We start from the raw sequence: 20,412 nt of genomic DNA, 5'->3' as shown, positions 1-20,412 counted from the left end.
TTTTGTTCAGGTGAGAAATGATATTCCATCGTCTTTATATCAATTACTCAGTACACCCCGGTAAACTGTCCGGGAGAAACCTAACAATTTTTTAATGACCCAAAGGCAATTTTCAGTTTCAAAACAATTATTGGTATGTCAATAATTGTCAAAAGGACAATTAACTAATTTTATTATCTTAATTTTTCAGAAATGGATTTCAACTCCAAATTATCCGGAATCTTTTACGCCGACAAAGATATCCCTACAGAATTTACGCTTCCGTCACTTGTTCACCAGCGTGAGTATCTAAGCAATGGTGAAATGCGGGAATGGAACGGTCCGGTTCATGAAGTTTTTTCTCCTGTTTGTATCCATACCGAAAATGGACTGGAGCGGAAACTCATCGGTAGTTATCCCGTGTGTACGGAAAAAGAAGCGATGGAATCACTGGATGCGGCTGTAGCCGCGTACAACAATGGCCGGGGCGAATGGCCGACCATGGGACTGGCCGAACGTATCAACTGCGTGGAACGCTTCACGGGGAAAATGATCGAACAGAAAGATATCATTGTTAAACTGATTATGTGGGAAATCGGAAAATCCGTTGCCGACTCCAACAAAGAATTTGACAGAACCGTTGAATATATCTATGCAACCATAGATTCACTTAAAAACCTTGACCGGGATTCGTCGGGTTTCGAGATTGTCGATGGTATTGCAGCACAGGTGCGCAGGTCTCCGCTTGGTGTGGTATTATGCATGGGACCTTTCAACTACCCGCTCAACGAAACCTTCACAACCCTCATCCCCGCGCTAATTATGGGGAATACAATTCTTTTCAAACCTCCGAAATTTGGTACATTACTCCATTATCCTTTACAGGAGGCATTCCGTGATTGTTTCCCCAAAGGGGTAGTCAATGTGATCTATGGCCGCGGCAATGCCATCGTACCGGGCCTGATGCAGTCAGGAAAAATCAATGTACTGACGCTCATCGGGTCCAGTAAAGTGGCCAATGAACTGAAGAAATCTCACCCTAAGGTTAACCGCCTACGCGCTGTTTTAGGACTGGATGCAAAAAATGCCGCGATTGTCACCTCCAATGCAGACATTTCTCTTGCGGTAAAAGAAACTTTGTCTGGCTCACTCTCATTTAACGGGCAGCGTTGCACGGCCCTTAAAATTGTCTGGGTACACCGAAGCAAAGTGGATTTGTTTTTATCCGAATTCAGTAAGGCTGTTGCAGAACTGAAATATGGCATGCCCTGGGAAAAAGGAGTTTCACTCACACCCCTGCCCGAAACCAATAAAATTGAGTACCTTAACAGCTGTATCGAGGATGCCCAACTGCATGGTGCACAGGTAGTAAATGAAAACGGCGGCCAATCGGCAGGCTCGTTTTTCTATCCGGCAGTTGTATATCCGGTCAATAACAAAATGAAACTTTACTATGAAGAGCAGTTTGGCCCTATTGTACCGGTTGTACCTTTTGACGACCTGGAAGAAACGATATCCTATCTGATCGAATCTACCCATGGCCAGCAGGTCAGCATTTTCAGTGAGGATGCAGGGGAGGTTGCAGCATTAATTGATCCGCTGGTCAACCAGGTAAGCCGGGTAAACATCAACAGCCAATGCCAGCGCGGGCCTGATGTTTTCCCATTCACGGGAAGAAAAGACAGCGCGGAAGGAACACTTTCAGTAGCCGATGCCATCCGTTCCTTCTCAATCCGGTCACTGGTTGCTTTCAAGATGAATGATTCTAACAAACAGCTGATCAACCAGATCGTGAAAGAGGATACTTCCAATTTCCTGAGTACCAAATTCATATTCTGATTTTACCCCTCAGAGTATTTGTATTAATATTGAAGCTCTGCCATCCAGGGGCAGAGCTTTTTTCATATCCGTGTTCAACAGGCGTGCCCAGTCCGGCAGGTTCGCAAATGCGCCAGGGCGGCTTCTATGATGTGCAAATGCAGAAAAAACGATAAATAAATGCTGCATTCTGTTAAAATCACCAACAGCCTCGTAATTTTGTAGGTCAATACGATAACCAGCAAAGGGTTATCAGCTTAATATACTACATGAAGAATATTCGCAATTTTTGTATCATCGCCCATATTGATCATGGGAAAAGCACACTGGCTGACCGTCTGCTGGAATTCACCAAAACGGTTTCTAACCGGGATATGCAGGCCCAGCTTCTGGATAATATGGATTTGGAAAGAGAGCGGGGCATTACCATAAAAAGCCACGCCATCCAGATGACCTATGCGTATCAGGGCCAGGAATACATCCTTAACCTGATTGATACCCCCGGGCATGTTGATTTTTCATACGAAGTTTCGCGGTCTATAGCGGCCTGTGAAGGCGCACTGTTGCTGGTGGACGCTTCACAAGGTACTGAGGCACAAACCATATCCAATCTGTATCTGGCGATCAACCATGACCTGGTGATTATTCCGGTACTGAACAAAATTGATCTGCCAGGCGCAATGCCGGAGGAGATCAAGGATGAAATGGTAGACATGCTTGGCTGTGACCGTGAAGATATTATTCCAGCAAGCGGCAAAGAGGGGATCGGAATTGAAGAGATTTTGAATGCGATTGTGGAGCGGATTCCCGCACCCGTAGGTGATCCTGAAGCGCCGCTTCAGGCTCTTATTTTTGATTCCGTTTTCAACTCCTACAGAGGAATAGAAGTAATTTTCCGGGTTAAAAACGGAAGTATAAAAAAAGGTGACCGTGTAAAATTCATGGCCACCGGAAAGGAATATTTTGCCGACGAAATAGGAACGCTCGGGCTCAATCAGATACCCAAACAAACCGTGGAATGCGGAGATGTAGGTTACCTGATATCCGGAATCAAGGTAGCGAAGGAAGTAAAAGTTGGTGATACCTTTACCCATATCAGTCGGCCTGCGGCCGAGGCAATTCAGGGATTTTCAGAGGTAAAACCAATGGTTTTTGCAGGTATATACCCTGTTGACACCAGTGAATTTGAGGAACTCAGGGAAGCCATGGAGAAACTTCAGCTTAATGACGCCGCCCTTGTCTGGGAACCCGAAACATCGGCTGCTTTGGGTTTTGGTTTCCGCTGCGGGTTCCTGGGTATGCTACACATGGAAATTGTGCAGGAAAGGCTCGAAAGGGAATTCGACATGACTGTTATCACAACGGTACCCTCTGTTCAGTTCAGGATCATCAATACCAAAGATCAGTTGCTGAACATCAGCGCGCCTTCCGAAATGCCGGAACCCAATCACATCAAATGGATAGAAGAGCCTTTCATTAACGCGCAAATCATCACCAAGTCCGATTACATTGGCCCGATTTTAAACCTCTGTATGGACAAACGGGGTATCCTTAAAAATCAGGTATACCTGACAGCCGAGCGCGTCGAACTTCAGTTCCACATGCCCCTTGCAGAAGTTGTTTTTGACTTTTTTGATAAACTTAAAACCATTTCACGGGGATACGCTTCACTGGATTACGAATTACATGGATACCAGGAATCCGACATGGTAAAGCTGGATGTCATGCTCAACGGTGAGGCCGTGGACGCACTTTCGGCCATTGTCCACCGATCCAAATCGTATGAATGGGGCAAAAAACTATGTGAAAAATTACGCGAGCTCATTCCGCGCCAGATGTTTGAAATTGCCATTCAGGCTGCCATCGGGCAAAAGATCATTGCCCGGGAAACCGTGAAAGCCATGCGTAAGGATGTATTGGCCAAATGTTATGGGGGTGATATTTCCAGGAAACGCAAACTTTTGGAAAAACAGAAAAAGGGTAAGAAACGCATGCGACAGGTTGGAAATGTAGAAATACCGCAGGAAGCATTTATGGCGGTTCTGAAAATCAACTAGTGCTGCTGGTGCGGGGACGAGCATAATAAATGGCAAAAGGAAGTGCTAAATTACCCTTTTGTTGTAATTTTGACAGAAATCTAATTTTTAGACCAAGAAACTAAAATACCTTAACAAGCGATATGGCAGAAGTAATCCGTATGCCCAAGATGAGCGACACCATGGAAGAGGGTGTTATCGCAGAATGGCACAAAAAAGTGGGTGATAAAATCAAATCAGGAGAAGTAATTGCCGAGGTGGAAACCGACAAAGCAACGATGGATCTTGAATCTTACTATGATGGTACGCTGCTGTATATTGGAGTCAAAAAAGGTGATGCTGTACCCATTGATGGCATAATGGCTGTGGTTGGAAATGAAGGCGAAGACTACAAGTCTTTGCTGGATGGAGGAAGCTCCAACGGTGCTGCCAAGGAAGAGCCAAAAGCCGAAGAGCCGAAGAAAGAGGAAACTGCTCCAGTCGCTCCTGCGCCCAAAGCGGCTCCGGCACAATCAACTGAAAAAATCAATGCGGTTGTGGTGCGTATGCCAAAAATGAGTGATACCATGGAAGAGGGAACACTTGTTTCATGGCAGAAAAAGGTGGGTGATCAGGTAAAATCAGGAGATATTCTGGCCGAAGTGGAAACGGATAAGGCGACCATGGAGCTTGAAGCATATGAAGACGGTACACTTTTATACGTTGGTATTAAAGAGGGTGAAGCAGTACCTGTGGACGGAATTATTGCGGTAATTGGTGAAAGTGGTGCTAATGTGGAAGCTTTGCTTGCCCGTGAAAACGGAGAAGGCGGAACGGAGGAAGCTACGGCCGAAAAACCAAATGCTCCGGCACCTGATGCCTCATCAGAAAAAGCAGTTTCTGTTGCTGATTCAGGAGACAGAATCAAAGCATCGCCGCTTGCCAAACGCATGGCAGATGAAAAAGGTATTGACCTTGCCAAAATTGAAGGAAGTGGTGATAACGGACGCATAGTGAAACGCGATGTGGACGAGTTCAAACCAGCCGCTAAAGCCGAAGCAGCGGCAGCTCCCGCGCCAAAAGCGGCGCCTGCTGAAGCAGCACCAAAAGCAACGGAAGCAGTTGCCTCAGGTGATTACACCGATCTGCCGGTTTCTCAAATGCGGAAAACCATCGCCCGTCGTTTAAGTGACAGCTTATTTACTGCTCCGCATTTCTATGTCACCATGGAAATCGTTATGGACAAAGCTATGGCGCTTCGTCCGCAGCTGAATGAAGTAAGTCCTGCCAAAATTTCTTTTAATGACATGGTCGTTAAAGCTTGCGCGGTAGCTCTGAAACAACATCCTGCTGTAAATTCAGCGTGGTTGGGAGATAAAATCAGAAGATATAACTACGTTAACATTGGTATAGCCGTAGCAGTAGACGAAGGTCTGCTGGTACCTGTAGTGCGTGATGCTGACAAGAAAACGCTGTCGGTTATTTCTGCTGAGGTAAAAGAATTTGCCGGAAAAGCGAAAGACAAAAAACTTCAGCCAAAAGACTGGGAAGGAAATACCTTCTCGATCTCCAATCTGGGAATGTTTGGTGTAGATGAGTTTACTGCTATCATTAATCCCCCTGATGCTTGTATACTGGCTATCGGCGCCATCAAAAAAGTGGCGGCTTTCAAGGAAGATGGTACTGTTTACCCAACCAACATCATGAAAGTTACGTTGTCGTCGGACCACCGTGTAGTAGATGGAGCAACCGCAGCTTCCTTCCTTCAGACAGTTAAAAAACTGTTGGAAGAACCTATGAGCATGCTGGTTTAGAACGATTTGTACAACACACACTATAGGAAATCAGAAGTTGGTGTTGGTTTGTCTAAATTAGCATAAGAAACTATTCTGGCATTGTTAAGCAATAATAATTAGTCCAGAGTGACTTTCAAACACAACAGCACATGTACAAAGTGTCAGGTTTTTAAGCCTGGCACTTTTGTTTTATATCCATTGATGAAAAAAATCCTGTCCAATTCCATATATGCATGCTTGAGATTACCCCATACCGTATCACTCAGCAGAATGAGCTTGTGAGCATGATTCTTGAAATCCAGCAAAATGAATTCAACATCCCCATCACGGCGAAAGACCAGCCCGATTTATACATGATTGATGCATTTTATCGGAAAAATGGGGGCGAATTCTGGACCGCAACGCACAACGGGACGGTGGTCGGCAGTATTGCCCTGATCAAAATCAGCAATCGCTGCGGAGTGATCCGGAAAATGTTTGTCAAAAAAGAGTTTCGCGGAAAAGAATTCTGTATTGCTCAGAAGCTTTTGGACAAACTTGTTGATTATAGTATCCATTCGGAAATCGGAACGCTTTACCTGGGAACCATTGACAAGCTAAAAGCCGCTTTACGCTTTTATGAAAAAAATGATTTTCTGTTAATCGACAAAGCCCAATTACCGATAGACTTTCCTGTCATGGAGGTAGATAACGTCTTTTGCCGCCGACATTTGAAAAGTCCCGTAAATAATTAGTATCATTTCACATCTATTAAGAACCATATTTTATGGAAAAAATACACGCTACAACTGTCCTTGGTATAGTTCACAACGGAACCGTAGCACTCGGAGCCGATGGGCAGGCTACAATGGGAAGTACGGTCGCAAAAAGTAATGTCAGGAAAATAAGGGCATTACTCGGAGGCAAAATACTGGTAGGGTTTGCCGGTTCAACAGCGGATGCTTTTACGCTATTGGAACGCTTCGAAGAAAAACTGAATGCCTATGGCGGAAACATGAAACGCGCAGCCATAGAACTGGCAAAAGACTGGCGTACCGACCGTTACCTGAGAAAATTAGAAGCCATGATGATTACGGCCAACGCTGAAGAAATACTGGTGATATCAGGCACCGGAGATGTACTGGAACCGGAAAATGGTATTGCGGCTATCGGATCAGGAGGGAATTTCGCACAGTCGGCAGCGGCTGCCCTGAAGAAACATGCCACACACTTATCTGCTGAGGAAATGGTAAGAGAAGGATTAACTGTGGCTGCAGACCTCTGTATTTATACTAATCACAATTTTATAATTCAAAAGGTACAGTCATAACCTATTAACATCCAGTCAGGAAAAAGCCGTTCAGAAAACAGATAATCTGTTATTTCCGAACGGCTTTTTCCTGAGTTTGAAACCAAACTGGTATAATACCCTGGTTATAAATTGTTATGATTTTTTGTTTCGAAAAAGAGACTGCCCTTTTGAAGACAGTCTCTTTTGTATATCTATTCAATGTTTTGCTCAATGCGCAGTAGCGGCAGCTTCAACTTTACTACCACGCATCCAGAAATACAGGAATGCGAAGGCAACGATCAGTATTCCGGGGAAAGCAGCCATGGTGCTCAACGTTGCCTGACCAGCAGCAAGCGCCAGTTCGTCACCTGTTAGTCCCTGAGCCGCCTTTTCCGCAGTGTCAGCATCGATCCAGCCTCCGATGATCGGCTGGAATATCGCGGTTGAGAACATACCCACACCACCAACGATAGACATCCCAAGTGCCCCGCTCAATGGCACGTATTGTGCAACGAAGCCAATCATGGTTGGCCAGAATAGCGCCACACCAAATGCAAAGACAACAGCCGCCAGGTAAGCAGTTGGGCCCGTAACCGTGCTGAGCAGATAAATACCCAAGGTCGCCAGAATAGCGGAGCCGAGTAAAATTCCAGTCGATCCCAGCGTCTTGACGATGGGTGCAGCAAAGAACCTCGTTACGGCCATTAAACCGGTAACCAAAGCCAGAATAAGCATTGGATTCGCGCCACTTTTACTCAAAATCAAAGAAGTCCATTGCTGCGGGCCAAACTCACTGATGGCGGTAAGGGCCATGCACAAGAATATGAAAATGAATAAAGGAGAGAACATCGCTTTTAAATTTTCACCGATAGAAGTAACACCTGCGATATGCGGCTTTGGAAATGTTTGTCCAAAAAACAGAACGGCATATATGATGGTAGGAATCATGATTACCCAGATTTGCGCCTGCCAGCCCAGGTTGGCATCGGTCATAAATTTGGAAAGTACCGCTCCAACAACAATTCCTCCGGGGAACCACATGTGAAACCGGTTCAGCATTTTGCTCATTTGTAAGCCCGAATAACTGTCAGCAATCATTGGATTACATGCTGCTTCTGTACAGCCATTGCCAATTCCGATAAAGAAAGTAGAAACCAGCAGACCAACGTAACCGCCTACGGCTCCTGCGTAAATAGTCATGATAATTCCAACTGCGTGGCAGAAAAATGCCACCTGCATGATGATTTTAGGACCAATTGTATGATAAACAAGCCCACCGATGATCATGGAGAGCGGCATACCCAGAAAAGCCATAGAGTTTATAAACCCAAGCTGCGCGGCGGTGAGGTTGAACTCGGTGCCAAGTTGGGCGAGTATACCCGCCCGTATACTAAAAGAGAAAGCAGTGGTAATGAGCGCAAAGCAGCTTGCATTAAAAAGCCGTGAGCTATTAACAGATTGAGTCATGAGATAAAAAGGGTTATTAATGGAAAGTTGGTTAAAGATTTTTTGTCCGGAATTTTACTAAGGATTTTCACAAAAAATACAAAATACTACCAAATCTACTGCTCTTCTTGCATCCGGTAATATGTTTTTATCCTTAGAAATTTATCTTTGTAAGAAGTAAGAGTAATATATACTACTCTTTTATAATGTAAAATCTTTTCTAAACACTAAACCAAGCGTAATGTCACGAAAGATAAGGATGGGTATGGTTGGTGGCTCCCTGGATGCATTTATAGGTGGAGTTCATCGCCGTGCTGCCATAATGGATGGAGAAATTGAACTGGTATGTGGTGCTTTCAGCTCTGACCCCGAGAAATCAAAAGAAACAGGCCGGGGGTTATATTTACCCGAAAACCGTATTTACAACAATTACGAGGAGATGATCCTCAAAGAGAAAGAGCTTCCTGAGGGAGAAAGGATGGACTTTGTGTCTGTGGTAACTCCCAATCATGTGCACTATGGTCCTTCTAAAATGGCGCTGGAACATGGTTTTCATGTTGTCTGCGACAAACCGGTTACCCTGAATACAGCCGAGGCCGAGGAAATTGCTGCCCTTGTTGAAAAAACGGGGTTAATCTTTTGCCTGACACATAATTACACTGGCTATCCTATGGTCAAAGAAGCGAAACAGATGATAGCTTCCGGGGCGATCGGAAAAGTACGAAAGGTTATCGTGGAATATCCGCAGGGGTGGCTATCCACTTTGGTTGAAGTTACCGGCAATAAACAGGCTGCGTGGCGCACAGATCCGGCCAAGTCTGGTGCTGCAGGCGGGCTCGGGGATATCGGAACGCATGCGGAAAACCTTGCAGAATATATAACCGGCCTTAAAATTACCCAGCTTTGTGCTGACCTCACTATTTTTGTGGAGGGCCGAGTGCTGGATGATGACGCCCATGTGCTGCTAAGGTTCGACAATGGCGCAAAAGGTATTCTGCAGGACAGCCAGATCGCCAATGGGGAAGAAAACGACCTCAATATCCGGGTATACGGAGAAACAGGCGGTTTGCAGTGGAAGCAAATGGAACCCAATACTCTGATCCACAAAACAAATCAAGGAGCCAGGATCATCCGGACGAGCGTTGGAAACCTGTCAAGGGCGGCGCAAGTACATACGCGTGTTCCGGCTGGCCATCCGGAAGGTTATTTTGAAGCGTTTGCGAATCTGTACCGCAATTTTGCTTTTCACGTAAGAGCAAGGCTGGAAGGAAAAACGGTTGATCCGGTATACGATTTCCCCACTGCAGCGGATGGTCTCAGAGGAATGAAGTTTATTGATACCGTTCTGGCATCCAATCAGTCAGAGCAGAAATGGACCGATTTCAATTTTTAACCAGATATTTGACCAATCTATTACCAGTAATTTGAAGCGGCTTCTTATCTTCGCCGAATTATCAATTTTCCTTTAAACATTATTAATTAACTATGAACAAAATTAAAGTTGGCGTCGTAGGTACTGGGTTCATCGGGCCCGCACATATTGAAGCACTAAGGCGTCTTCCGAATGTAGAAGTTGCAGCGCTTTGCGAAGTTACCGCCGAACTGGCTCGTGAAAAGGCTGATCTGCTCGGAATATCCCGTTCCTATGTTTTCGACGAACTTCTTCTGCAGGATGATATTGAAGTTATCCATATCTGTACCCCCAACTTCCTCCACTATTCCCAGTCAAAGGCTGCCTTACTTGCTGGCAAACATGTGATCTGTGAGAAACCGCTGGCAAAAGATCTGGCAGAAGCAGAAGAGCTGGTAGAACTGGCAGCCAAAACAGGGCTCGTTAATGCTGTTCATTTTAACCTTCGTTATTACCCATTGGCACGTCAGATGAAATCCATGCGTGAAAACGGGGAATTAGGAGAGATATATTCTTTCATTGGCTCTTACCTGCAGGACTGGCTGTTTTATGAAACAGATTATAACTGGCGGCTGGAACCAGATAAATCCGGTGATTCAAGAGCCATTGCCGACATTGGTTCCCACCTGATGGACATACTTGAATACATCACTGGACTGAAAACAACTGCCGTTCTTGCCGATTTCAATACCATCCACAAAACAAGGAAAAAGCCGTTAAAGCCTGTTGAAACCTATTCAGGCAAACTGCTGACTCCGGAGGATTATGCCGATGTACCCATTACAACCGAAGATCATGCCAATGTCCTGCTTCGCTTTGATAATGGCAGCAAGGGAGTGATCACCGTTTCACAGGTATCGGCAGGGCGTAAAAACCGCATGTCGCTGGAAATTTCAGGATCTAAAAAAACCTTCAGCTGGACATCCGAAGCTCCAAATGAAATGTGGATCGGCAACCGTGACAAGAGCAATGAAGTGCTTATGCGTGATCCTTCTCTTGTGAATCCCGATGTACGTTCGCTCATTACCTTCCCAGGCGGTCATAACGAAGGCTTTCCGGATACTTCCAAACAGATGTTCAAGGAGGTATATGCCGCTATTGCAGAAGGCAAACAGCCGGAAAATCCGACGTATCCCACATTTGCAGATGGATATCGTGAGCTTCTGATCTGCGAGAGAATTCTTGAAAGCAACAAAAAACAGGCATGGGTTGAAGTTTAGGTTCGATCCTTCCACCATTCAAAATTGATCAATATGAAAACAATAAAAGGACCCGGAATTTTCCTTGCGCAGTTTTTAGGAGATGAAGCACCGTTCAATTCACTGGATACCATTGCGCAGTATATGGCCGACCTTGGTTATAAGGGCTTGCAGCTTCCTGTCTGGGATCCAAGGGTTATTGATATAAAACTTGCCGCAGAGTCTCAGACCTACGCGGACGAACTAAAAGGCAAACTCCAGGACAAAGGGCTGGAAATAACGGAGCTTTCCTCTCATATCATCGGGCAGTTGGTGGCTTCTCACCCTGTATATGATGAAATGTATGATGGTTTCGCTATCCCCGAAGTACGCAAAAATCCCAAAGCACGTTCCGAATGGGCCACCCAGCAGCTTAAGTATACGGCCATTGCAAGTAAAAACCTGGGACTTTCAGCCAGTGCAACTTTTTCTGGAGCTTTGGCTTGGCCATTCCTGTACCCCTGGCCGCAACGCCCGGCCGGGCTGGTAGAAACCGCGTTTAAGGAACTCGCGGCACGCTGGAAGCCTATCCTTGACGTTTATGATGAAAATGGTGTGGACGTCGCTTACGAACTTCACCCTGGAGAAGATCTTTTTGACGGTTCTACCTTCGAAATGTTTGTCGACTATCTTGGCGGACATACCCGTGCCAACATCAACTACGATCCGAGCCATTTCGTTTTACAACAGCTGGATTATTTACAGTTTATTGACCTGTATCACGATCGTATCAAGGCTTTCCATGTAAAAGATGCGGAATTTAACCCTACAGGTAAGCAGGGCGTTTACAGCGGATTTGCCGGATGGGCCGACCGTGCCGGGCGTTTCCGTTCTTTGGGAGACGGACAGGTTGATTTCTCGGCAATTTTTTCAAAACTTTCTCAGTATGGCTACGGAAGCTGGGCAGTACTGGAATGGGAATGCTGCATCAAATCCCCGACACAGGGAGCGGCCGAGGGCGCACCTTTCATTGCAGACCATATCATTGAGGTTACTACAAAAGCTTTTGACGACTTTGCCGGAACTGGCGCAGACGAAGCCTTTAACCGCAAAGTATTAGGTCTTTAACAAATAATTGTTTTAACGACAAGTATAAAAAAAACCTATCGTTCTTATTGATTGATAGGTTTTTTTATACCAAAAATCAGAATCAAATCTAATGTTTCAAACTTTTTATCGGAAGTCCTTTCCCCTCCTGCGTTTCGTGCTTCAGCTGGTACTGTTGCTAACGGTTTTGGATGCCCATGCGCAGGTAGTTACACCTGAAAAACGTATCCTGGTATTTTCCAAAACGGCTGGTTTTCGCCATGCTTCTATTCCCGCAGGCCGCGCTGCCTTGCTGAAACTAGGACAGCAATTGAACCTGGCTGTGGATACTACTGAAAATGCCGGCCTATTTACCGAAAAGAATTTAAAAAAATACAGCGCTATAGTATTCCTGAACACCACCGGAGATATCCTTAACGAAAAACAGCAGGATGCTTTTGAACATTATATCCAGGCCGGAGGAGGTTATGTGGGAATACATGCCGCTGCTGATACGGAATATGACTGGCAATGGTACAATAAACTTGCAGGAGCCTATTTTGCAAGCCATCCTGGCAACCCTAATGTACAAGAAGGGGAAGTCTATGTTGTAAATGACAATCATCCGTCCATGAATGACTTTCCAAAAAAATGGAAGATCAAGGATGAGTTCTATGATTTTAAAAGTTTTAATCCCAAAGTGAATGTTCTCCTCAAAATCGATGAGAAATCATATAAAGATGGCAAAATGGGAGATAACCACCCGATGTCGTGGTACCACGAATTTGACGGCGGAAAAGCATTTTATACGAACTTCGGCCACGAAAATTCAACTTTTGAAAATCCTGTTTTCCTGAAACATCTTACCGGAGGGCTAAATTACGTAATGGCTTCAAGCCTCGATTACTCCAGGACACGCCCGGAAGAAAATCGATTCTCCAAAAAAGTACTGGCAAACAAGTTGGATGAACCCACCGAACTGGTGGTACTAGACGATCACCGCATACTTTTCACCGAAAGAAAGGGGAAACTGAAATTGTATAACCCCAAAACAAAGACCGTAAAGGTAGTTGCCGATGTACCGGTTTACAGTAAGCAGGAGTACGGGCTGATGGGCATTAATATAGATCCTAATTTTAAAACCAATAAACTGGTTTACCTGTATTATTCCCCTCCTTCCTCCGCAGCGGATACGGCTCAGCATTTGTCCAGATTCAAATATGATGACGTAAAAGATACGCTGCTGTTGTCAACCGAAGAGGTATTCCTTAAAGTACCGGTGAAACGTACGGATTGCTGTCACACGGGAGGATCCATTGCCTGGGATGCAAAAGGAAATCTGTATTTGTCCACGGGTGACGACGTAAATCCCTTCCAGTCAAACGGTTACGGACCAATTGATGAACGTCCGGGCCGTGAGGGCTGGGACGGGCAGCATTCCTCCTCAAATACCAACGATTTAAGAGGAAAGGTACTTCGGATTAAACCGCGCTATGGCGACCGCCGGGCCAATATGCCGGGAGGAACCAATCTTTATGATATTCCAGAGGGTAACCTTTTCCCTGCCGGCAACCCAAAAACCCGCCCCGAAATTTATGTGATGGGCACGCGTAACCCCTACCGGATTTCTGTTGATCAGCATACTGGATACCTGTACTGGGGAGATGTAGGCCCGGATGCCTCGAACGACAACCCCAAACGTGGCCCGAGAGGATATGATGAGGTAAACCAGGCACGAAAGGCAGGCTATTTCGGATATCCGCTTTTCATTGCTGACAACAAACCGTACGTAGATTTTAATTTTGCAGACAGTACTTCCGGAAAGCCTTTTGATCCGAAAGCACCGGTCAATAATTCCCCTCACAATACAGGTATCCAGGAATTACCTCCTGCTCAGCCTGCTTTCATCTGGTATCCCTATGCCGATTCGCCCGAGTTTGGAGCCATTGTAGGCAAAGGCGGGAGAAATGCTATGGCCGGGCCCGTTTATTACTACAATGATTTCAAAGACAGCAAGGATAAATTTCCGGAATATTACAACGGCAAATTCTTTGCTTACGACTGGATCCGTGATTACATCAATGTGGTGACCATGAACAAACAGGGCGACTTGCTGAACATTGAACGTTTCATGCCTAACGGGAAATTCAGCCACCCGATTGACATGCAGTTTGCTAACGACGGATCGCTTTACACGCTCGAGTACGGCCCTAACTGGTTTGCTCAGAACGACGAAGCCGCTTTGTCGCACATCACCTTCAATGCGGGCAACCGCGTTCCGGTAGCAGTTGCGGCAGCTAACAACACCATTGGTGCCGTTCCTTTGAAGGTATCTTTCTCATCCAAAGGTTCTCTGGATTACGACGGTGACGCCATCAAATATGAGTGGAATTTCGGAAAAGGATTACCCAAAAGCACCTCTCCAAACCCCACTTTTACTTATGCCAAACCAGGTGAGTACATTGCCGTGCTGAAGGTTACTGACAGCGCCGGAAATTCGAGTACCTCAGAAGTTACCATTAAAGCAGGTAATGCCATACCAAAAGTTGAAGTTGCGATTAAAGGAAACAAAACCTTTTACTGGAACGATAAACCCGTTCAATACGAGGTGAACGTAGCCGATAAAGAAGACGGAAGCGTGGCCAATAAAAAAATTCCGGAAGACGAGGTAACACTCACCATCAATTATCTGGAAGGATTTGACAAAACGCAGCTGGCGCAGGGCCACCAGGCTAACACTGGATTTGATACAGGAAAACGGTTGATTGAACTGAGCGACTGCAAGGCCTGCCACTCGGTAAATAAAAAATCCATCGGTCCGGCTTATATAGAGGTGGCTAAACGTTACGAAAAAGAACGTAACTCCGTTAAGACACTTGCAGAAAAGGTGATCAAAGGCGGTGGCGGAAACTGGGGCGAACAGGCTATGGCAGCCCACCCGCAGCATAAACCAGAGGAAGCCGAGGAAATGGTGAAATACATCCTTTCATTGGCGAAGGAGAAGGTTGTCGATAAAAAACCTCTGAAAAGTTCCTACGTTACGCAGGCGAAACAGAAAGAAGGCTCTTACATTTTCACTGCAAGTTACACAGATAAAGGCAACGGTCTGATGGGGCCGCTCACGGGCTCTAAAACCGTGGCATTACGTCCTTCAAAGGTGTTAGCGAATTCTTATGATGAGGCCAAAAACGTAACCAAATTCAAAACTCCGGCAGGCCTGGAAGCTGTAAACGGTTCTAAAAACGGAAGCTACATTGCTTTTGATGATATTGACCTGACGGGCATTAGCAGCTTAACGGTATCTGCCGGAGTCATGGAAAAATTCTCGGCAGGCGGTACACTGGAGGTACGTTTGGGCAGCCCGGGTGGCACAAAAATCGGTGAAACAAAAGTATCAGCTAACGGAACGCTGGATATTACGCTGAAAGCACCGGCAGGCAGTACTCCTCAAAAATTATTTCTGGTGTTCAGTAATCCGGATGCAGGCAACAAAGCCTTGTTCTGGATAGACTCTGTAACCTTTAATAATACAGCACTGTAAGGCGTAGGGCTGGTTGTCCCTCGCATTATTTTAAGTAATGTAAAAGACAGGCATGGTAACATTGATTACCGTGCCTGTCTTTTTTTAATTATATTTTAATTGAAACGCGAACCCATTCTTTGGCATATACGTTAACTTTACACCGTTTTAACATGCAGTGTTCTTTTAAAAAAAGAAATCATGCAGCATAGTGCCAGAACAACAAAAATACCTGTCTATCAGCAAACTTCTTCTTCTAAATAGTCATGAGAGTGTCTCTACTGTTGGTAACGCTGTTGGCCGTTACAACCCATTCTTTTAGCCAAACTTCCTTCGATAAAGTCAAACACAACGACAAAGGCAATTTTTTTATGTATTGGGGATGGAACCGGGGTATCTACACCAAATCCAATATCCGCTTTCACGGAGAAAACTATGATTTCACCCTGAAAAGTGTTGTTGCAAAGGATCGTCAGAGTAAATTCGGTCTGGATCCCTATCTCAATCCCGGGCGTGTCACCATTCCGCAATACGATTTCCGTGTAGGTTATTTCTTCCGTGATAACTATAGTATTTCTTTCGGTATTGATCACATGAAATATGTCATGAAGCAAAACCAGACGGTTGATATTAATGGAAAAATTGGTGAGACCGGAACCAGATATGATGGCATATATTCGCACGTACCGATTCAGCTTACAGAAGATTTCCTCAAATTTGAACATACCGACGGCCTCAACTATGTCAATGTTGAATTACGGAGATCTCATACCATCCTAAGCCCTAAGAGCGGCTTCAGACACATTGATGCCAGCCTGATCGAGGGAGTTGGCGGCGGGATGTTATATCCCAGAACAAATACTACCCTACTTAATTATGATCGTTATGACCAGTTTCATGTAGCGGGTTACGGCGTGGCGGCCGTTGTGGGGCTGAACATAACTTTCTTCAACCATTTGTTTATACAGGCTGAAGCGAAGGGCGGTTATATCAACATGCCTGACATACGTACCACCGAATTTGCTACTGACAGAGCTAAACAGCATTTTGAGTTTCTTCAGACCAATATCCTGGTGGGAGCACATTTCAGGCTTTGGAAAGCAAAATACCACTGATAACGAGGTAATTACAAAAATCAGAAATCCATCTTCGCACACTTTGTATCTTGAAATGATCAGCTCCCGGGGACGTTTTATCATCCCGTCAGGAGCTGATCGCATTTTCGGCTTCTCATCTTTGCGAGCTCATTATTTTGCAAAACCTTCGATACCTAACCCGAACAATGCAAAATCATACTTAACCGGGTCATCAGGATTCAGGAGCCTGAGAGAACCGGAAAGTTCAACGGCAGTTTGCCAGTCCGTAACAGGACGTTTTATCAGACCCAACAGGCGCGCTACCCGATCTACATGAACATCACAAGGACAAATGAGTTGCGCGGGGCTCAGCCGATTCCATAAACCAAAATCAACTCCTTTATCATCCTTACGTACCATCCACCGGAGAAACATGTTCAACCTTTTGCAGGACGACTTGCGTACCGGAGTGGCGATATGCTTTCGGGTCCTTTCCGGAAAAAAAGCTGAGTCACAAAAAAGATCATGAAAGCCAATCAACCCCTTTTCGGTATTGGGCTCATTAGCCGACATATTCACCAGGAATGCTTCTTCCAGTGAATCATGATTGCGGTAATACTCCTGAAAAAAATGGAGGAAGTAAAGGGTATCAGTAGCATTAAATGTACGGTGTTTAAACGACAAAAATGCCTTCAGATCACTTTCCTGATGGTTCCTGACGAAATCATAAGGAGCTCCATCCATCAGCGTGATTAGTTCCACGCATTTATTGATGATGGTCTTCCGTTGCCCCCAGGCGAGTATGGAAGCCCAGAAACCCATGATCTCAATATCCTGTTTGAGGCTGAAACGGTGCGGGATACTGATCGGGTCGTTTGGAATAAAGTCTGGACCGTTGTACTGTTCTGCCTTTGCTTCCAGTAAATCAGACACATAGGAAGAAAACACCGGGCTGTCAGCGTTTGGCATGCCCTCCTGTAAAAATATAGGCAAGTACGCTGGATATTCCGGAGAATATCATCACGATAGCTGAAAACAGAAAGGTAAAAACAGCTATAAATGGATAAAAGATGGAGAACATAATGCTCCATACTTTATATCCCGTCGTATTTTTGAGTGCTTCCCTCTCCTCTTCTCTTTTGGAACGGAATTCGGGTGAATGTTTCATAATTATTAAATTTTGAAAAGTTATCCGCTGAACTTAGTTTAGATGAAAACGCTAAACCATCACTCAAGATAACTTACCACAGCTCTGAATCGTTTGCTGTTAGGTGAAACCTTTTCGAACGCACGGGAAGAAAGTTTGATCACAATATCATCATTGATGCTGGTGTCAGGAATCCGGCCAATAATACGGACAATGATCTTTTCCTGATTATACTCATTGAGTACTTCCACCAATGAACCAACCGGTGCCGTACGGTGAAGTCCCAGAAACTTACTGGTACTTTCATCCGTCTCAATCATTTCTGCAAGGCCCGACTCGGACTTTCTTTTGCCCTTCACTACTTTCGGCGGCACAACCTCTTCAACAGGCTTTACAACCTTTTCAGCAACCGCGGTTTTCGCCTTCACCGAATCTTTCACAACAGTAGTGGTTACTACTTTAGCCGGCGGGGTGGTCACAGGAGCCGTAGTTGGTTTTCCGGCAGGTTTCTCGCTGACAATCAGCTCCTGGCCGTCCTGAAGGTTGTCATCCGTAAGATTGTTCCATTTTCTGAGATCGGCCATGAGTACACCATACTTTACCGCCACACGGTAAAGGGTCTGTCCGGGTTCCACTTTATGAATGCCATTGGGCGCCACGGAAACCGACGCAGTGGCACTTGGAGCAGAAGTGGAAGCTGGTGCGGGGGCTGTCTGGGTGGGAGCCGGTGTTGGCTTCGCTTCTTTCACCTCAGGTTTCACTTCCGGTTTTTTGACCTCATTTTTAGCAACTTTGGGTGTATAGGGTACTCTGATCATCTGCCCCGTCTGCAGTTGGTCGGGTATCCCGGGATTGGCATCCCGCAGAGATTGTATCGTCGTCCCATACTGTCTTACGACCGCGAACATGGTCTGTCCCTGGTTCACCTTATGTAGTACGTAAATTTTCCCTCCTACCTTCTCATATCCAACAGAATCCACAGTAATAACTCCGTTCGCCATTGTTTTGCTCACTCCGGCTTTTATCAAACATCCTGTTACAAGAACAAGGAAAATAACATACTTCATTAATTATGAAAGCTTTAAACTCGAAAATTCATTATTATTTTTGAGGTATACAAGCACCCTACCTTTCAGCAGCATAGTAGAAAGGCTGACAGCATCCCGTGGCTCACTGATCTTTTCGTGAAAAAGTATTTCTCTGTTTTTTGTGGCAATGAGCAAATGCTGTACAAACTTTTCCCCCGCGTAAATATAATAAGAAAACATCATATACGGGTCCTGATCAAGATAATCAATGCTTACCGGAACCGCTCCACCGGCTGCTGTCTTTACAAAAGCAGAAAGCTGATCAAAATACATATCTCCGCTTTTGTACCTTACAGGTTGCTTGAGATTTACGGTAATTGTTTCTCTTTCAGATCTCTCAATTAACGTAAATAATTCCCCCGTATTTGAATTCACTCCCGAATATTTAAGCTGTTCTCCAGAACGCATCAGAACCATTTCCTCACCTGGCCCCAGGTGCTCTACCAGTACCTGGTTGGGCAGTGCCCATGAAAGATGCCCGTCGATTACCGAAATACATAGGAGGTCCGTTGGCTCCGGAATATCCGGGTATCTGTAATTATGCAAAAAAATATGGCCCTCCGAAAAAGAGGTAAGGGACGTCCACCAGTCGGTTCCTTCGGGCTCCTGCTGCCATATCATCGCAGGTTTGTCCAGATCAATTAATGCGAAAGACACCTTCTTTTCAGAAATTTCGCGTAATTCGAGTGCCCATTCGTTTCTTGCAGGGTCCGGATGCGGTAGGATACGCCATATATTTTGTGAAAACCGAAAGGAAAAGAGTTTTTGCAAAATTTAAAGTTTATTTTGATACAAATTTGTAAATAATATCATTCAAACACTCATCAAGTGCAAATTTTAGGAATAATTCCCGCACGTTATGCTTCTACCCGTTTCCCCGCAAAGGCACTGGTAGACATTGGCGGAAAAAGTATGATCCAGCGGGTATATGAACAATCGGTACAGGCCAGCCAGCTTGCAAAGGTTATTGTGGCCACGGACGACGAGCGTATACTGGAACATGTACTCGGCTTTGGCGGCGAAGCCGTAATGACTTCAACGGCACATCAAAGCGGGACGGACAGATGTTATGAAGCACTGGTAAAAACAGAAATGAGTTTTGACTATGTCATTAACATTCAAGGAGATGAACCGTTCATTAGCCCAGAACCCATTGATCACCTCGCCGCAGTTTTGGACGGCGCTACTGAACTAGCCACCCTGGTTAAGGTCATTGATTCCGAAGATATCCTGTTCAATGTAAACGTTCCGAAGGCCATACTCAATAAACGAAATGAAGTGATGTACTTCAGCCGGCAAACCATCCCACACCTTCGGAATATCGACGAGAAAGAATGGTTAAAGAGCCATACCTTTTACAAACACATTGGTATATATGCTTACCGTGTTGACGTCCTTGCAAGGATTACCGAGCTGCCGGTTTCTTCTCTTGAAAAAGCCGAAGCACTTGAACAGCTTCGCTGGCTGGAAAACGGTTATGCAATCCGCGCGGTGGTTACCTCGGACGATTCCCATGGTGTGGATACACCGGCGGATCTGGATCGGGTCACCAGGAAATTCTTGTCCTGAAAGAAAAATGCTG

The 20,412-nt window shown here is 45.3% G+C and carries 16 protein-coding genes; 11 read left to right on the top strand and 5 right to left on the bottom strand.

What is annotated here, in order from left to right; genetic code table 11:
• The first annotated feature begins 192 nt into the window (after nucleotides 1-192).
• The 5 genes from KOE27_RS05215 to hslV all read left to right on the top strand — a co-directional run bounded on the left by KOE27_RS05215 (nucleotide 193) and on the right by hslV (nucleotide 6,917).
• Nucleotides 193-1,818, top strand: coding sequence for an NADP-dependent glyceraldehyde-3-phosphate dehydrogenase (locus KOE27_RS05215; protein WP_215237771.1), 1,626 nt, complete (start codon nucleotides 193-195; stop codon nucleotides 1,816-1,818).
• Nucleotides 1,819-2,066: 248 nt separating this feature from the next.
• Nucleotides 2,067-3,854, top strand: coding sequence for a translation elongation factor 4 (gene lepA / locus KOE27_RS05210; RefSeq protein WP_215237770.1), 1,788 nt, complete (start codon nucleotides 2,067-2,069; stop codon nucleotides 3,852-3,854).
• A gap of 122 nt (nucleotides 3,855-3,976) precedes the next feature.
• A complete protein-coding gene (locus KOE27_RS05205; protein ID WP_215237769.1) occupies nucleotides 3,977-5,626 on the top strand; it encodes a pyruvate dehydrogenase complex dihydrolipoamide acetyltransferase in 1,650 nt (549 codons plus the stop codon).
• 215 nt (nucleotides 5,627-5,841) lie between these two features.
• On the top strand, nucleotides 5,842-6,342 hold the full coding sequence (locus KOE27_RS05200) for a GNAT family N-acetyltransferase (RefSeq protein ID WP_215237768.1): 501 nt from the start codon (nucleotides 5,842-5,844) through the stop codon (nucleotides 6,340-6,342).
• Between the two features lie 32 nt (nucleotides 6,343-6,374).
• A complete protein-coding gene (hslV, locus tag KOE27_RS05195) occupies nucleotides 6,375-6,917 on the top strand; it encodes an ATP-dependent protease subunit HslV (RefSeq protein WP_215237767.1) in 543 nt (180 codons plus the stop codon).
• 189 nt (nucleotides 6,918-7,106) lie between these two features.
• Here hslV and KOE27_RS05190 read toward each other — a convergent pair whose 3' ends face one another.
• Entirely contained in the window at nucleotides 7,107-8,345 is a 1,239-nt protein-coding gene (locus tag KOE27_RS05190) for an MFS transporter (RefSeq protein WP_215237766.1), read from the bottom strand.
• Nucleotides 8,346-8,583: 238 nt separating this feature from the next.
• Between KOE27_RS05190 and KOE27_RS05185 the strand changes: the two genes are divergently transcribed.
• The 5 genes from KOE27_RS05185 to KOE27_RS05165 all read left to right on the top strand — a co-directional run bounded on the left by KOE27_RS05185 (nucleotide 8,584) and on the right by KOE27_RS05165 (nucleotide 16,634).
• The gene (locus tag KOE27_RS05185; RefSeq protein ID WP_215238382.1) at nucleotides 8,584-9,717 is read left to right on the top strand and encodes a Gfo/Idh/MocA family protein; all 1,134 of its coding nucleotides are present in this window, start codon (nucleotides 8,584-8,586) and stop codon (nucleotides 9,715-9,717) included.
• 92 nt (nucleotides 9,718-9,809) lie between these two features.
• A complete protein-coding gene (locus KOE27_RS05180; RefSeq protein WP_215237765.1) occupies nucleotides 9,810-10,955 on the top strand; it encodes a Gfo/Idh/MocA family protein in 1,146 nt (381 codons plus the stop codon).
• A 33-nt stretch (nucleotides 10,956-10,988) separates the two neighbouring features.
• Nucleotides 10,989-12,041 carry a sugar phosphate isomerase/epimerase family protein gene (locus KOE27_RS05175; RefSeq protein WP_215237764.1) on the top strand — a complete coding sequence of 351 codons (1,053 nt, stop codon included), beginning with the start codon at nucleotides 10,989-10,991 and terminating at the stop codon, nucleotides 12,039-12,041.
• A 91-nt stretch (nucleotides 12,042-12,132) separates the two neighbouring features.
• On the top strand, nucleotides 12,133-15,540 hold the full coding sequence (locus tag KOE27_RS05170) for a ThuA domain-containing protein (RefSeq protein ID WP_215237763.1): 3,408 nt from the start codon (nucleotides 12,133-12,135) through the stop codon (nucleotides 15,538-15,540).
• Between the two features lie 245 nt (nucleotides 15,541-15,785).
• Complete coding sequence (locus KOE27_RS05165) at nucleotides 15,786-16,634, top strand: hypothetical protein (protein ID WP_215237762.1); 849 nt, start codon at nucleotides 15,786-15,788, stop codon at nucleotides 16,632-16,634.
• Between the two features lie 132 nt (nucleotides 16,635-16,766).
• Here the strand turns inward: KOE27_RS05165 and KOE27_RS05160 are convergent, their stop codons facing one another.
• The 4 genes from KOE27_RS05160 to KOE27_RS05145 form a co-directional block, all read right to left on the bottom strand.
• Nucleotides 16,767-17,564 carry a TIGR02757 family protein gene (locus tag KOE27_RS05160; protein WP_215237761.1) on the bottom strand — a complete coding sequence of 266 codons (798 nt, stop codon included), beginning with the start codon at nucleotides 17,562-17,564 and terminating at the stop codon, nucleotides 16,767-16,769.
• The gene (locus tag KOE27_RS05155; RefSeq protein WP_229252651.1) at nucleotides 17,551-17,763 is read right to left on the bottom strand and encodes a hypothetical protein; all 213 of its coding nucleotides are present in this window, start codon (nucleotides 17,761-17,763) and stop codon (nucleotides 17,551-17,553) included. Before KOE27_RS05155 ends, KOE27_RS05160 begins: the two co-directional genes overlap by 14 nt.
• A gap of 59 nt (nucleotides 17,764-17,822) precedes the next feature.
• Entirely contained in the window at nucleotides 17,823-18,743 is a 921-nt protein-coding gene (locus KOE27_RS05150) for a LysM peptidoglycan-binding domain-containing protein (protein ID WP_229252650.1), read from the bottom strand.
• 69 nt (nucleotides 18,744-18,812) lie between these two features.
• Nucleotides 18,813-19,601, bottom strand: a complete 789-nt coding sequence (locus KOE27_RS05145) for a DUF4905 domain-containing protein (protein WP_215237759.1) — start codon at nucleotides 19,599-19,601, stop codon at nucleotides 18,813-18,815.
• A gap of 57 nt (nucleotides 19,602-19,658) precedes the next feature.
• On the opposite strand from KOE27_RS05145, the gene kdsB reads away from it, so the two are divergent.
• Nucleotides 19,659-20,399, top strand: a complete 741-nt coding sequence (gene kdsB, locus KOE27_RS05140) for a 3-deoxy-manno-octulosonate cytidylyltransferase (RefSeq protein ID WP_215237758.1) — start codon at nucleotides 19,659-19,661, stop codon at nucleotides 20,397-20,399.
• Nucleotides 20,400-20,412 lie beyond the last annotated feature (13 nt).

Origin of the sequence: Dyadobacter sp. CECT 9275 (assembly GCF_907164905.1) — a bacterium.
Taxonomy (GTDB): domain Bacteria; phylum Bacteroidota; class Bacteroidia; order Cytophagales; family Spirosomataceae; genus Dyadobacter; species Dyadobacter helix.
Note: the sequence above shows the minus strand (reverse complement) of the source record. Positions and strands in the feature narration are given on the sequence as shown.

Bases quoted from the DNA above. Each gene is read 5' to 3' on its own strand.
- KOE27_RS05215 (WP_215237771.1), top strand. From the start codon at position 193: ATGGATTTCAACTCCAAATTATCCGGAATCTTTTACGCCGACAAAGAT.
- lepA (WP_215237770.1), top strand. From the start codon at position 2,067: ATGAAGAATATTCGCAATTTTTGTATCATCGCCCATATTGATCATGGG.
- KOE27_RS05205 (WP_215237769.1), top strand. From the start codon at position 3,977: ATGGCAGAAGTAATCCGTATGCCCAAGATGAGCGACACCATGGAAGAG.
- KOE27_RS05200 (WP_215237768.1), top strand. From the start codon at position 5,842: ATGCTTGAGATTACCCCATACCGTATCACTCAGCAGAATGAGCTTGTG.
- hslV (WP_215237767.1), top strand. From the start codon at position 6,375: ATGGAAAAAATACACGCTACAACTGTCCTTGGTATAGTTCACAACGGA.
- KOE27_RS05190 (WP_215237766.1), bottom strand. From the start codon at position 8,345: ATGACTCAATCTGTTAATAGCTCACGGCTTTTTAATGCAAGCTGCTTT.
- KOE27_RS05185 (WP_215238382.1), top strand. From the start codon at position 8,584: ATGGGTATGGTTGGTGGCTCCCTGGATGCATTTATAGGTGGAGTTCAT.
- KOE27_RS05180 (WP_215237765.1), top strand. From the start codon at position 9,810: ATGAACAAAATTAAAGTTGGCGTCGTAGGTACTGGGTTCATCGGGCCC.
- KOE27_RS05175 (WP_215237764.1), top strand. From the start codon at position 10,989: ATGAAAACAATAAAAGGACCCGGAATTTTCCTTGCGCAGTTTTTAGGA.
- KOE27_RS05170 (WP_215237763.1), top strand. From the start codon at position 12,133: ATGTTTCAAACTTTTTATCGGAAGTCCTTTCCCCTCCTGCGTTTCGTG.
- KOE27_RS05165 (WP_215237762.1), top strand. From the start codon at position 15,786: ATGAGAGTGTCTCTACTGTTGGTAACGCTGTTGGCCGTTACAACCCAT.
- KOE27_RS05160 (WP_215237761.1), bottom strand. From the start codon at position 17,564: ATGCCAAACGCTGACAGCCCGGTGTTTTCTTCCTATGTGTCTGATTTA.
- KOE27_RS05155 (WP_229252651.1), bottom strand. From the start codon at position 17,763: ATGAAACATTCACCCGAATTCCGTTCCAAAAGAGAAGAGGAGAGGGAA.
- KOE27_RS05150 (WP_229252650.1), bottom strand. From the start codon at position 18,743: ATGGCGAACGGAGTTATTACTGTGGATTCTGTTGGATATGAGAAGGTA.